13 protein-coding genes are annotated in these 14122 nt (G+C 47.1%); all 13 read left to right on the top strand.

The features are described from left to right. Positions 1 to 85 precede the first annotated feature (85 nt). Positions 86 to 1741, top strand: a complete 1656-nt coding sequence (locus ACVBJC_RS01400) for an AMP-binding protein (RefSeq protein ID WP_447161775.1) — start codon at positions 86 to 88, stop codon at positions 1739 to 1741. Positions 1742 to 1922: 181 nt separating this feature from the next. Continuing rightward, positions 1923 to 2849, top strand: coding sequence for a calcium/sodium antiporter (locus tag ACVBJC_RS01395; protein ID WP_447161776.1), 927 nt, complete (start codon positions 1923 to 1925; stop codon positions 2847 to 2849). Between the two features lie 170 nt (positions 2850 to 3019). Further along, a complete protein-coding gene (recG, locus tag ACVBJC_RS01390) occupies positions 3020 to 5095 on the top strand; it encodes an ATP-dependent DNA helicase RecG (protein ID WP_447161777.1) in 2076 nt (691 codons plus the stop codon). Between the two features lie 141 nt (positions 5096 to 5236). After that, positions 5237 to 6100 (top strand): DUF3014 domain-containing protein, encoded by an 864-nt coding sequence (locus ACVBJC_RS01385; RefSeq protein ID WP_447161778.1) that lies wholly within the window; start codon positions 5237 to 5239, stop codon positions 6098 to 6100. 260 nt (positions 6101 to 6360) lie between these two features. Then, complete coding sequence (locus ACVBJC_RS01380) at positions 6361 to 7092, top strand: beta-ketoacyl synthase chain length factor (protein WP_447161779.1); 732 nt, start codon at positions 6361 to 6363, stop codon at positions 7090 to 7092. A gap of 67 nt (positions 7093 to 7159) precedes the next feature. Next, positions 7160 to 7933 carry a lysophospholipid acyltransferase family protein gene (locus ACVBJC_RS01375; protein WP_447161797.1) on the top strand — a complete coding sequence of 258 codons (774 nt, stop codon included), beginning with the start codon at positions 7160 to 7162 and terminating at the stop codon, positions 7931 to 7933. After that, on the top strand, positions 7930 to 8184 hold the full coding sequence (locus ACVBJC_RS01370; protein WP_447161780.1) for a phosphopantetheine-binding protein: 255 nt from the start codon (positions 7930 to 7932) through the stop codon (positions 8182 to 8184). The genes ACVBJC_RS01375 and ACVBJC_RS01370 overlap by 4 nt, the downstream gene beginning before the upstream one ends. A gap of 8 nt (positions 8185 to 8192) precedes the next feature. Beyond that, a complete protein-coding gene (locus ACVBJC_RS01365; RefSeq protein ID WP_447161781.1) occupies positions 8193 to 8441 on the top strand; it encodes an acyl carrier protein in 249 nt (82 codons plus the stop codon). Further along, complete coding sequence (locus ACVBJC_RS01360; protein WP_447161782.1) at positions 8441 to 8989, top strand: hypothetical protein; 549 nt, start codon at positions 8441 to 8443, stop codon at positions 8987 to 8989. The genes ACVBJC_RS01365 and ACVBJC_RS01360 overlap by 1 nt, the downstream gene beginning before the upstream one ends. Next, positions 8986 to 10365, top strand: a complete 1380-nt coding sequence (locus ACVBJC_RS01355) for an AMP-binding protein (protein ID WP_447161783.1) — start codon at positions 8986 to 8988, stop codon at positions 10363 to 10365. The genes ACVBJC_RS01360 and ACVBJC_RS01355 overlap by 4 nt, the downstream gene beginning before the upstream one ends. Continuing rightward, the gene (locus ACVBJC_RS01350) at positions 10362 to 10748 is read left to right on the top strand and encodes an ApeI family dehydratase (RefSeq protein ID WP_447161784.1); all 387 of its coding nucleotides are present in this window, start codon (positions 10362 to 10364) and stop codon (positions 10746 to 10748) included. Before ACVBJC_RS01355 ends, ACVBJC_RS01350 begins: the two co-directional genes overlap by 4 nt. Then, on the top strand, positions 10748 to 12499 hold the full coding sequence (locus ACVBJC_RS01345; RefSeq protein WP_447161785.1) for a glycosyltransferase family 2 protein: 1752 nt from the start codon (positions 10748 to 10750) through the stop codon (positions 12497 to 12499). The genes ACVBJC_RS01350 and ACVBJC_RS01345 overlap by 1 nt, the downstream gene beginning before the upstream one ends. After that, on the top strand, positions 12496 to 14055 hold the full coding sequence (locus ACVBJC_RS01340; RefSeq protein ID WP_447161786.1) for an HAL/PAL/TAL family ammonia-lyase: 1560 nt from the start codon (positions 12496 to 12498) through the stop codon (positions 14053 to 14055). Before ACVBJC_RS01345 ends, ACVBJC_RS01340 begins: the two co-directional genes overlap by 4 nt. Positions 14056 to 14122: the final 67 nt, after the last annotated feature.

The raw sequence follows: 14122 nt of genomic DNA, 5'->3' as shown, positions 1-14122 counted from the left end.
GCAGCAGCCTGTTAAACGAACGATTAAAACAAAAAACACTGCAACAGGTTGAATTGGAATCAACAATTATCAATATGGAAATGCGATGGAATCTTCTATGAAAACCCCAATTGAGATGCTTGAACATTGGGTTGAAAAACAAGGCGACCAGGTTTATCTAAAGCAGCCTATTGACGGTCAATACAAGACGTTTACCTGGCGCGATGTGCAAACCAAGATGCAGCAAATCGCCGGTGCTCTTAGACATTTAGGCCTAAACCCAGGCGATAAAGTCGCTGTTCTCTCTAAAAACTGTGCCGAATGGTTTATTACCGATCTTGCCCTAATGCACGGCGGCTATATCAGTGTACCAATTTACCCCACGGCGAATGCCGACACTATTCGCTACACCCTTGAGCACAGTGAAGCCAAAGCAATTTTTATCGGTAAGCTAGATTATTGGGCCGACCAAGAAGCGGGCGTTGGTGGCGATATTCTGCGTATTGCCATGCCGTACGACACCATGCCCTCGCAGTACCATTGGGATAAAATGCTTACCTTAGGTCAGCCATTAATTGATGCGCCTTTGCCTACAGCCGAGCAAGTGATGACCATTATCTACACTTCTGGCTCAACCGGTAAGCCTAAAGGTGCGATTCAAAACTTCGCTAGCTACACCTGGACCTGCACCGCAGTTGTGCGCGATCTTAAAACCGGTGTTGAAGATAGATTGCTATCTTATCTTCCACTGGCGCACATTACCGAGCGTGTTGCCATTGAAGGCTCATCTTTTTATTCTGGCAGCAGCGTTGCCTTTGTCGAGAGCCTAGATAGCTTTGTGGCCGACGTGCAACGCGCCAGGCCAACGGTATTCTTCTCGGTACCGCGCCTGTGGAGCCTATTTCAAAAGAACATTATCGACAAAATTGGTTACAGTAAGCTTAACTTTTTGCTTAAAGTGCCCATCCTAAGTAGCATCGTTAAACGTAAAATCCATCAAGGATTAGGTTTAGAGCATTGCCATTTACTTGGCTCAGGCTCTGCCCCCATCCCACCATCACTTGTTGAGTGGTACCACAAAATTGGCCTCAATATCAGCGAGGCCTGGGGCATGACAGAAAACTGCGCCTATTCCATTATTAACTACCCATTCGATGCCCGTAAAATCGGCTCTGTTGGTCGCGCAGTTGAAGGTTGTGAAGCCAAGTGTTCCGATGTCGGTGAACTGCTAGTTAAGAGTCCTGGCCTAATGCAGGGCTATTATAAACAGGAAGAAGAGAGCGCTAATTGCTTCGATGAAGATGGTTTCTTCCACACTGGTGACTTGTGCACCATTGATGATGAAGGCAATGTCAGCATTACAGGTCGTGTTAAAGACAACTTTAAAACCTCGAAAGGTAAATATGTCGCGCCTGTACCTATCGAGCGCAAACTGGCACAAGACCCACATGTTGAAATGATCTGTGTTATCGGCTCAGGCTTACCTCATCCTGTCGCTTTAGTGCAACTTTCAGAAGGTGCCAATGTGCAACCTCGAGAAGAAGTCAGAGCATCATTAAAAGCCACCGTCGACTCTGTTAACCCCCATCTTGAATCACATGAGACTGTTGATGCGATTGTGATTGTGAGTGAACCTTGGGATGTTGAAAATGATGTATTAACACCGACACTCAAAATAAAGCGCCATGTACTTGAAAAGAAATTTAGTGAAAAAGTAGATGGTGTACGCGGTGGTAAAGTCTGCTGGGAAGATGAAATCTAGATCTTTCAGGGTGTCAAATTAACCCATAACGACACACTTTAAGGTGTGTCGTTTTGTTTTTGTGACAAACAATCAGCAATTAACTAAATTTAATGAGTAAGAAGCAGTTTTTGATTGCGCAATTTTTGAAAGAAACTATTCTTGCCATCCTTTCAAAGAAACCCAAATTATAGAGTTAACCATGTTTATTTTATTGTCGATACTCGGCGGCTTTTTAATTCTAACAATAGGCGCTGAAGCCTTAGTTCGAGGTGCAAGCCAAATTGCACTCAGATTAGGACTTACACCACTTATTATCGGTCTCACTATTGTAGCTTTTGGTACTAGTGCGCCTGAACTCGCTGTAAGTGTAAAGTCAGCTATTGCGGGCAACAGTGGCATTGCATTGGGTAATGTCATTGGCTCAAACATCGCTAACATCGGTCTTATTTTAGGTATTACAGCGCTTATTCGTCCCATTAAGATTGAGTCTCAAATGGTGCGCCGTGATATTCCTATCATGATTGGCGCCTCGCTATTATTTTGGAGCCTATTACTCGATGGCGGTTTAAGCTTCTGGGACGGCGCAATTTTATTTGCGTTACTTGTCGCTTATTTAACTTTCAGCTATTTCACGGCTGAAAAACAAACTGCTGATGACGTTGAAGATACCAAGCAAAATCCAATGTTGTCAGTACTGTTTATTGTTATCGGTATCAGCATGCTTGTTGGCGGCGGTATTTTATTCGTTGATGGCGCGGTGGCTATGGCTAAGTCGTTTGGTATCAGCGAAGTGATTATCGGCTTAACTATCGTTGCTATTGGTACCAGTATGCCTGAGCTTGTCACCTCAATCGTGGCAGCACTTAAAGGCCAGAGTGATATCGCCATTGGTAATGTTGTTGGCTCTAATATCTTCAACGTACTCGGTATTCTAGGTGTGACAGCGCTTATTCACCCTATTATCGGCAGTGAAATTAGTAACCTGGATTGGGCTGCTATGATTGCCTTAGCCGTGCTATTACTGCCATTTGCCTACACAGGTTTACGTATTGGGCGCCGCGAAGCAGGCTTATTAATTGCTGGTTACTTCGCCTATATCGGCTACATAGTATTACAAGCCATATAATTCGCCCTTCCAGCAAATGCTGAAATAAATAGGCCTAACGTGCAATCTGCAAGTTAGGCTTTTTTTTGCGTTATTTTCACTGTTATCGCGACACTCATACGCGCAGATTTGCGTAAACCGATATCTCTGATAATATATGTATAAATTTACAGTGTTTGAGTGTTAACCGTTTGCAAAGACTCGATCTTGTTCCTATCACAGAGCTTAAGGGCGTCGCTAAAAAGATGGCCGAGAGATTAGCTAAGCTGAGCATAACAACAGTGCAAGATCTGTTGTTTCATCTGCCGCTGCGCTATGAGGATCGCACTCAAGTCTACCCCATTTCCTCGCTTTACCCGGGCAGTTACGGCACCATCGAAGCCGTCATTCAATCAAGCCAAATTATTCAAGGCCGTAAGCGCATGCTGACCTGTACGGTCCGCGATGATACTGGCAGCTTAACCCTACGCTTTTTTAATTTCTCAGTTGCGCAGCGTAACGGCCTACAGATCGGCATGACCATTCGTGCTTACGGCGAAATTCGCCGTAGTATGCATGGCGTCGAGATTATTCACCCTGAATATAAAGTGATATCTCCCGGTGAAGACCTGCAGCTGAGCGATACACTGACGCCGGTTTACCCCACAACTGAAGGCTTAAAACAAGCAAGTTGGATTAAGCTGACTGAGCAAGCACTTGCCATGCTGGATAATGGCGGCTTACAAGAACTACTCCCGCCTCACCTGCAGCCAAATAATTTGGATTTAAAGCAAGCATTACAGATCCTGCATCGACCTAATAATCAAGTGTCGTTATTTGAGCTGGAACAAGGCACCCATCCGGCGCAGCAACGCCTCATTCAAGAAGAATTGCTGGCCCATAACTTGAGCATGCTACGCCTGCGTCAACGTAGTAACCGTGACAAAGCGGTCAGCATGCATGCCACAGGTCAGTTACTTAACCCTTTTTTAGCCTCGCTTCCCTTCAAGCCTACTGGAGCACAACAGCGGGTAGTTGCAGATATAACCCAAGACTTAGCTAAGCATGAGCCTATGATGCGCCTCGTTCAAGGTGATGTGGGTTCGGGTAAAACCTTGGTGGCAGCCTTAGCGGCATTGCAAGCGATAGAAAGCGGGTACCAAGTGGCCATGATGGCACCGACGGAGCTATTAGCCGAACAACACGCGCTAAACTTTGCCAGTTGGTTTGAACCTTTAGGCCTAAAAGTTGGCTGGCTTGCGGGAAAACTAAAAGGTAAGGCCAGAGCGCAATCGTTAGCTGATATTGAATCTGGCGATGCCCACATCGTCATTGGTACCCATGCTATTTTCCAAGAGCAAGTGGTGTTCAATAAGCTGGCGCTGATTATTATCGATGAGCAACATAGATTTGGTGTACATCAACGTTTGGGTTTGCGCGAAAAAGGCATTAGTCAGGGCTTTCATCCGCACCAGCTGATCATGACCGCCACCCCAATTCCGCGAACTTTAGCCATGACCGCCTATGCCGACCTCGACACCTCGATTATCGATGAACTGCCGCCGGGAAGAACGCCGGTTACAACCGTCGCAATTTCTGAGCAACGCCGAGAGGAAGTGATAGACCGAGTCAGACAAGCCGCCATTAACGACAAGCGTCAAACTTACTGGGTATGCACCTTAATCGAAGAGTCTGAAGTGCTCGAATGCCAAGCGGCAGAAGACACAGCAGAAGAACTTAAACGTGCCCTACCCGAGTTAAAGGTTGGCTTAGTTCATGGTCGTATGAAGCCTGCCGAGAAACAGCAGATCATGGCTGACTTTAAAGCCGGCGAGCTAAATTTATTAGTGGCTACAACAGTGATTGAGGTTGGTGTTGACGTACCTAACGCCAGCTTGATGATTATTGAAAACCCTGAACGATTAGGTTTAGCACAGCTGCATCAGCTTAGAGGCCGTGTTGGCCGTGGCGCCGTTGCCAGCCACTGCGTGTTGCTTTATAAGGCGCCGCTATCGGCTACTGCAACCAAAAGGATTGGAGTGCTCAGACAGAGTAATGATGGCTTTGTTATTGCGCAGCAAGATTTAGAGATCCGTGGCCCGGGTGAGGTACTAGGCACAAAACAAACGGGTATCGCCGATATGAAAATTGCCGATCTAATGCGAGATCAGGCACTTATTCCTCATGTACAAAAACTCGCTGTTCACGTTATGCAACAAGCCCCTGCTAGCGTAGACCCGATTATTGAACGCTGGTTAGGCGATCGTGAGCAATTTGTACAAGCATAAGCTGCTATGTCAGTCAGTTTTATAAATTAAATATCCTTAATAGAGCTTCAGACTATAGACAATCTCCTGGATTTTTGCAGAATGGATTGAAGCTATACTTTTATCATTAGTCGTATCACTGCCCAGTGCAGAGGAGTTACAATGCAACTCAGTCAAGAAGATAGAATTTCGCCACAGGAAAAGACCTCTGGCACCAATGGCCTGGCTATTTTGGCTATCGTTGTCGTTGTAGCGCTATCTGCAGGTGGCTACTATTACCTCAGTGGTGATGCTCCAATTGAAGAACCACTCATTATTGCCCCTGTGGTGATCCCCGACCCAATCCCAGAGCAGCCACTAGAAACCGAAGCTGTGCCAGAGCCTGAAGTCGTTGAAGTTGAAGCGGTACAGCTACCAGAGGTTGATCCTGTAGCTGAAGTCGAGCCTTTACCCGCTTTAGCTGACAGTGATGGCTATGTACACCAGAAAGTGACCGCTATTGCTGATGGTATGGCAATTGAGCCACTATTGATTGAAGACAACATCGTCCGCCAGTTTGTGGTTTTTGTAGATAACTTAGCTCAAGGCGAATTGGCGCGTAAAGTGAGCCCACTGCAAGCCCCAAGCAATAGCTTTACCGTATCTGAAATTGCCAATAAGACCTATATCAACCCAGATAGTTACCATAGGTATGATCTATACGCTGACTTCCTTTCAAGCTTAAATGATCAAGAGTTAGCTAAAACCTATAAAGAGATGACTCCACTACTGAGTGAAGCATTTAGCGAACTAGGCTATAGCAAGACTTCGTTTAATGACCGTATGCTGCAAGCTATCGAGGTGATGTTGGATGCTCCTATTATCGAGCAACCGATTGAATTAGATGGTGTTAGCGTCAACTATCAATTTGTTGACCCCAAGCTAGAAGCCTTGCCTAATGCGCAAAAGTTGATGATTCGTATGGGCCCTGAAAACGCGCGTAAAGTGAAGTCGGCACTGCGCCGGCTCCAGAAGCAATTAAGCTAACGCCAAGTTTTCTCTTCTATATCCTATCAAAAAGCCCTGCATTAACAGGGCTTTTATTCAATTCCAACATTTTATTACCCAATAGCTACCTACAAGCGACAGCTGTATCATAAAAGGGCTTATTACGCCCACCATTTATGATGTAGAATAATCAGCTTAACCGCTACATTTTGATCGCCAACAGGCACTTGTATCCTGTTCGGTCAAAACTATCTTTTTATTAGTCAGGGCAATACGAAAGGATATTCGTATCTGAGGCGATGCAATTGAAGTTCAGCATTCTTTCATGGGGCGCATGGTCGCCGCACTATCAACACGCTTCAGATTGGCTCAACTGGCCACACGGTGTCATCGATGACGCTATACAACTCAGTGCCGCCCCCAAATTGGCCCATGTGCCAGCTATGCAGCGCAGGCGTCTGAGCAAACTCACCAAAATTATTCTTGAGGCCGTAAACCAATGCTGCCCTGCTGAGCAATGCCGTAGCATTTTTGCCTCCCAACACGGTGAAATTAATCGCACCATTGGCTTACTTAACGATATCGCTGAGCAATCGCCATTATCGCCAACAGGGTTTAGCCAATCGGTACATAATACTGCCAGCGGTATTTTCAGTATTTTAACTGGCAATCAAGCTCAATCGACCTCTATAGCTGCGGGTAGCAACACGTTTTCCCAGGCATTTATCGAATCCTATGGTCAGCTACATGCAGATCCAGAGCCATTATTATTAGTCTATGCTGACGAGCCTGTGCCTGAAGTTTATCGCCAATTTGCCCATGAGCCAGAATGGCCCATAGCAGTGGCTTTTATGCTAGCCCCAGCTAACGACACACAAGATGCACTGGCCACACTAACGTTAACTCCTTTGGATGAACAAGCTGAACTCGACAACGAACTCAGCTTTGCTCTATTGCTATCGAGTTTGGCAGCTCAACACAATATCAGCGGAAATTTGTCTGGTTGGCACTGGGACCTGAGCTGTGACTGAACCCTTTATGAATAAGTCCGCTGCCAATAAGCCCATCAATGACAAGCAGCCTCTGGCTCCCAAACTAATGGGCATAGCTTACGCCCCACGCTGGCTTGGCGGCACCGCTTGCTACATCGCCTTTGGTCTTGGTGGATTGCTAAGTTCACTGACCATATTGCCAATACTTAGATTTTGGCCTGGTAACCGCCAGCAACGCATTGAGCGCGTACAAAGAGCCGTGCACATCATGTTTAAAGGCTTTGTCAAAATGCTCACTTGGGCCGGCGTTATCAAGGTTACTCACGGAGACTTAAGCCGCCTCAGCAATGCTAAAGGGGTCATTGTCACCGCTAACCATCCAACATTAGTCGATGTGGTTGTGTTAATCAGCTTGATGCCTAATGCTGGTTGCATCGTTAAACAGGGGCTATGGCGTAACCCCTTTTTACGCGGCGTTGTCTCTTGCGCTGGCTATATTCCTAATCGCGGTGCGGAGTTACTTCTGCAAGACTGTAAATCAGTGCTTGAACGCGGCACTAACCTCATCATCTTTCCGGAAGGCACACGCACCAAAATAGGTGAGAAAATTAATGATTTTGCACGTGGGGCCGCCAATATCACTGTGCGTACCCATAGCGATCTGTTGCCTGTATTTTTAAAAACCAATACTGTAGGCCTAAGCAAGCAGCAAAAGTGGTACCAGTTGCCTAGACGGACAATTGGCATGCATGTGGAAATAGGCGAAACCCAGCCCTATTTACGTTATGATGCCGATGCAGGTGGCGACGCAAAGATGGCACGACAACTCACTCGTGACTTAGAAAACTATTATAAACAACAATTAGATAGATACTTATGAGCTTAGATAACGAAATAAAACAACTGATCATCGACTGTCTCGATTTAGAAGACGTCAGTATTGATGATATCGACTCTGACGCCCCACTATTTGGTGAAGGCCTAGGGCTCGATTCTATCGACGCATTAGAACTTGGCTTAGCAATTAAAAAGCAGTTTGATGTGAAAATTGAAGCTAATTCTGATGCAACCAAACAACACTTCTATAGCGTTGCCAGCTTAGTCAGCTTTATTGAGTCACAGCGAGCGTAGGAGAAATTATGCAAAGTCGTGAACAGATCCTTGAAATGCTGACTCAAATTTTAGTCGATGAGTTTGAAATTGACGCGAGTGATATCACCTTAGAAGCCTCTTTGTATGAAGAGCTCGATCTAGACAGCATCGATGCCGTAGATTTGGTAATCAAACTACAGCAAATGACAGGTAAAAAAATTAAACCTGAAGAGTTTAAAGCGGTGAGAACCGTTAACGATGTCGTGTCGGCTATCGAAGGCTTAGTCAAAGAGTAATGCGACTCTTTTTGCAAATAGTGACAAGCTTAGTGGTCATCGCTTATCCACTTGCGGTCTATTTTGGTTTGCACTATTTGCCCGCTAGCACCATTGCGATCGTCTTATGCGCAATATTAGTCTTACGACTGGTATTACAACAGCAAAAAGTAAAGTCATTGATGTTGCCACTGCTTGTTGGCATCGGCTTAACAGCAGGAAGCTTTGTTGCTAAAGAGAATAATTGGTTACTGTTTTATCCTGTGGTGATTAACCTCACCATGCTGGGTCTTTTTGGTTACTCACTAAAACATGGCCCTAGCATGATAGAAAGGCTAGCCAGACTGAAAGAACCCGACCTGCCCGATGAGGCTATCGGTTATCTCAATAGCATCACCTTAATTTGGTGCGGCTTATTTATCTTTAATGGCTCGATGGCGCTCTATACAGCGCTGTATACCAGCATCGAAACGTGGACGCTTTATAACGGGCTAATCGCCTACTTGCTCATAGGGTCGCTACTTGGTGGCGAGTGGTTATATCGAACATTTTGGTTAAAAAAGTCATGACGAATCTACTTAAATCTTGGCTATGCCAAGGGCCTACTGCTCAACAGCTAATTAGCTTCAATCATCACGATATTGTAACGGGAGCGGCCTTTACTGCTCAAGTCGCACAATTGCATCGACAATTAAGTGATTCCGATTCCAAACGCTGGCTACTTAGCTGTGAAAGCAGTGACCTTTTTGCCGTCGGACTCTGCGCCGGGTTACTTGCCGGTAAACAGATAATCCTGCCTGCCAATACTCAAGCTGGCACCTTGAGTGAACTCACTCACGAGTATGATGGCGTGCTCGCCAACATGCCAATTTGTGAAGGTAAGGCGTTTTTACGTCTCGATAAAGATCTCAATCCGACTGCGAGTGACTGGCCACAAACACAAAATTGGGGCGAACTGGTACTCTTTACCTCAGGTAGCAGCGGCAGGCCAAAACGCGTAGCCAAAACCATTGAGCAACTCGACGCCGAAGTCAGCGTGCTTGAGCATACTTTTGCCCAGCACCTGCCTCATTGCAGCGTAATATCGACCGTGACTCATCAGCATATTTATGGCTTGTTATTCAAAGTTCTTTGGCCACTCGCTGCCAGTCGCCCCTTTTTGAGCGATCTGGTTGAATACCCTGAAACCTTAAGCTACTACGCGAACCTGTTTCCAAACCTCTGTTTGATCAGCAGTCCTGCCCAGCTGTCTCGATTGCCCGACGCTCTCGATAATGAGCGACAACTGCGTTCACCTAGCTTAGTGTTCAGCTCTGGCGGACCATTGAGCTTTGAAGCATCACAAGGTGTCGCTAACTGTTACGGTCAAGCGCCTATCGAGGTATTTGGCAGCACAGAAACCGGTGGCATCGCCTACCGTCGTCAACACCAGCCTAATGCAAACTGGCAAGCTTTCGCGCCAATTGAGATCCAACAAACGCAAAGTGATGGTGCGCTGATGCTAAAATCACCTTACCTACCTGATAATGAATGGCTAAAGTGTGATGACAAAATTGATCTGCAAGCCGATGGCACTTTTTCTCTGCAGGGGCGCTTAGACCGCATTATTAAAGTTGAAGAGAAACGCCTGTCATTGGTACAGATGGAGTCACTATTAGAGAGCCATCCCTATGTCGCACAAGCGGCATTGGTGATGTTAGAGCAACCTAGAGTGCAACTCGGCGCCGCTATAACGCTTTCCCCTCTGGGCATGGAACAACTCGAAGCTAAGGGTAAACTCGCGCTAAATAACCAACTCAAAAACCACTTGCTCAGCCAATTTGAGCGGGTCACGCTACCAAGGCGTTGGCGTTACCCTGAAGCCTTACCGCTTAATCCGCAAGGTAAGCGGGTACACGCAAACATGTTAGCCCTGTTCGATATCGATAAGTTTAAGAGCAAATGATTACCTCTACATTGCCCACCATTATCAGCCATAACAGTGAGAATGACTCTGTCACCTGGCGGCTAGAGATTGCTGCCGACCTCGTGTATTTCAATGGCCACTTTCCAGAGCAACCCGTGTTGCCGGGTGTCACTCAGCTCGACTGGGCGATAAAGCTTGGCTGCGCGCATTTTGGTTACCCGGTCAATGTTGCCAGCCTAGAAGTACTTAAATTTCAACAACTGATGCTACCTAACTCCCAGGTTGACCTGACCATTAGCCATAATCCCGCCAAGGCCAAACTGGTATTTACCTATAGCGATGGCGATAAACGTTTCGCATCGGGGCGTATTGCACTCAGTAACGAAGCGGTGCAGGCCATCAACAGTACGGACAATAACTAATGCGGCTCGCTCTGGTTATCCCCAACTATAATCACCGCGGTGCCATTGAACGTACCCTAGAGCAATTAGCGGCTTTTAATCTACCTTGTTATTTAGTTAACGATGGCAGCGACGACGAAACGCGCTTCTTGCTGATCGAGCTGGCTGAAAAATATGACTGGGTGACCCTGCTTCACCACCCATATAACCGGGGTAAAGGCGCTGCAGTAATGACCGGACTACGAACCGCATATGCAGAGGGTTACACCCACGCCCTGCAGGTCGATGCCGATGGTCAACACGATTTAAACGATATACCCGCCATGATAGCCCAGGCCGAGTCGACTCCAGTGGCGCTGATTTCTGGCTTGCCGCAATATGACGAATCCGTGCCGAAAGGCCGATTATACGGCCGTTACATCACTCACTTCTGGGTATGGATAGAAACGTTAAGTTTCGATATTCAAGACTCCATGTGCGGCTTTCGTGTCTATCCGCTCGAGGCAACCGAGAAACTGTTTTTAAGCCATGCCTTAGGCGAGCGCATGGACTTTGATATTGAAGTCTTAGTGCGTCTTTACTGGCAAGGCGTGCCGGTGATTCATTTGCCAACCCGAGTGATCTACCCAGAAGATGGCGTGAGTCATTTTCAAGGGGTTAAAGATAACGTGCGTATCTCATTGATGCACAGCAAACTCTTCTTTGGCATGTTGCTGCGTCAACCGAAAAAGCTTTATCGAAAGCTGCAGCAAAAGCTCACAAGTTCAGGCCAGAATAAGCATTGGTCGAGCATGGGTGAGCGAGGCAGTTACTGGGGAATTAAGCTACTCGCAGAAAGCTACCGCTTAGGGGGGCACTGGCTTTGCCGCGCTATCATGTATCCGGTGATCATCTATTTTTTCATTACCGGCACCACGGCAAGAACCGCTTCTAAGCAATTTTTAACTCATGTGAAGCTTAAGCAACCCAATCATCCACAGCTGGGTGAGCCACTGAGCTGGCGCGACAGCCTGAAGCACTTTTTCGCCTTTGGTAATGCCGCGTTAGACCGAATTGACGCTTGGTGCGATCGCATCAAGCTCGAACAGGTCGATTTTCCTAATCGAGAAATGCTAGCCAATCAATTACTCGCGGGCAATGGCGCGGTATTACTGGTATCGCACTTAGGTAACTTAGAGCTGTGCCGCGCAATATCAATCCACCAGCGCCAAGTCAAAGTCAACGTCATGGTGCTGACGCAAAATGCCGAGAACTTTAATAAGGTGCTCAAGCAGCTCAACCCCGACAGCTCACTAAACCTCATCCAAGTCACCGAATTAGGCCCTAGTACTTCGATTTTGCTACAACAAAAAATTGAAGCGGGGGAATTGGTTGTCATTGCAGGCGATAGAACCTCGTCACAGACTGCTGGTCGCGTGATTTACCAAGACTTTTTAGGCGAGCCAGCTGCATTCCCTCAAGGGCCATTCATTTTGGCCGGGCTACTTGATTGCCCGGTTTATACCATGTTCTGCCTACGCCAAAATGGCCGCTACCATGTGCATTTAGAGCATTTCGCTAACACCTTAAAAGGCCCTAGAGCCGGACGAAGTGAACGACTCGAGCAAGCCGTTAACGAATTTAGTCGTCGCTTAGCGCATTTTGCGCTTAAAGAGCCACTACAATGGTTTAATTTTTATGATTTTTGGCGCAAGGACGAAGAGTTCCAACGAGCCAATGTGCAATGCAAGCAGAGCAATAGTTGCGATATAAAGGACAAGCAAAGCAAATGACCCAACAAACCACTTATAACCCTAGCAAGCAAACAGTTGAATTTGGCTACAATAGTCTGGCACTTGAAGATGTGGTTGCTATTGCCAAAGGGGCACAAGCTAAGCTTAACCAAACCGCTGAGTATCAGGCCTATATTCAAAAAGGCGCGCGGTTTATCGATAGCCTACTGAAAGAAGAAGGCGTCGTATATGGGGTAACCACAGGTTATGGCGACTCTTGTACCGTGACCGTTGGGCTCGATTTAGTCCACGAACTCCCACTGCATCTGACCCGTTTTCACGGCTGCGGTATGGGCGATATTCTGTCTCCTATGCAGGCTCGCGCAGTAATGGCGTGCCGCCTAAGCTCACTCGCTGTAGGCAAGTCAGGCGTCACTTACGAGCTGCTTAAGCGTATAGAAACCCTGCTTAACCTCAACATCACCCCGGTGATCCCTGAAGAAGGCTCAGTGGGCGCGAGCGGCGACTTAACGCCACTGTCTTACCTTGCGGCAGTACTTGTAGGTGAGCGTGATGTGATTTACCAGGGTGAGCGACGTCCAACCAGTGACGTATATAAAGAACTTAATATCGTGCCGCTCACGCTACGCCCTAAAGAGGGCTTAGCACTGATGAACGGTACTGCGGTTATGACCGCCCTTGCTTGTTTAGCTTACGATCGAGCGCAGTACGTGGCGCGCCTTGCCAGTCGTATTACTGCTATGGCGTCGCTGACACTTAAAGGTAACTCGAACCACTTCGACAAAATTTTATTTGCCGCAAAGCCTCATCCAGGGCAAAACCAGATTGCCGCTTGGATCCGTGAAGACTTAAACCATCACATTCACCCTCGCAACTCTGACAGACTGCAAGACAGGTATTCGATCCGCTGTGCACCGCACGTGATTGGAGTACTGCAAGATGCGCTACCGTTTATGCGCCAGTTTATTGAAACCGAGCTTAACAGCGCTAACGACAACCCAATTGTCGACGGTGAAGGTGAGCACATTCTACATGGTGGGCACTTCTACGGCGGGCATATTGCCTTTGCCATGGATGCGATGAAAAACGCAGTGGCTAACATTGCCGATCTTATCGACCGCCAGATGGCGCTGGTGATGGATCAAAAGTTCAACAATGGTCTACCTGCAAATCTTTCAGGCGCTAAAGGCAAACGTAAAGCGATTAACCACGGCTTTAAAGCGGTACAGATTGGCGTATCGGCCTGGACGGCTGAAGCGCTTAAAAACACCATGCCAGCCAGTGTATTCTCTCGCTCTACCGAATGTCATAACCAAGACAAGGTCAGCATGGGCACTATCTCAGCCCGTGACTGTATGCGCATATTACAGCTAACCGAGCAAGTAGCAGCTGCTGCGCTATTAGCCATGTCTCAGGGCATTCGTCTGCGAATAGCGCAGGAAGAATTGGTGCCCAGCTCAATTACCCCGTCACTGGGTAAGACCTTAGCGCAAGTCGAAGCCGATTTTGAGCTACTGACCGAAGACAGACCACTAGAGCAGACACTGCGTTCAACCGTCGATAAGATCCAAAGTGGCTACTGGGAAGTATGCTAGTGAGAAGAGCGCTAATGAAGGGCATTTTACACGCAGAGATGGAAGTCGAAATCCCGTTTCACGACGT

The sequence above is a fragment of the Shewanella sp. 0m-6 genome (assembly GCF_052977325.1).
Note: the sequence above shows the minus strand (reverse complement) of the source record. Positions and strands in the feature narration are given on the sequence as shown.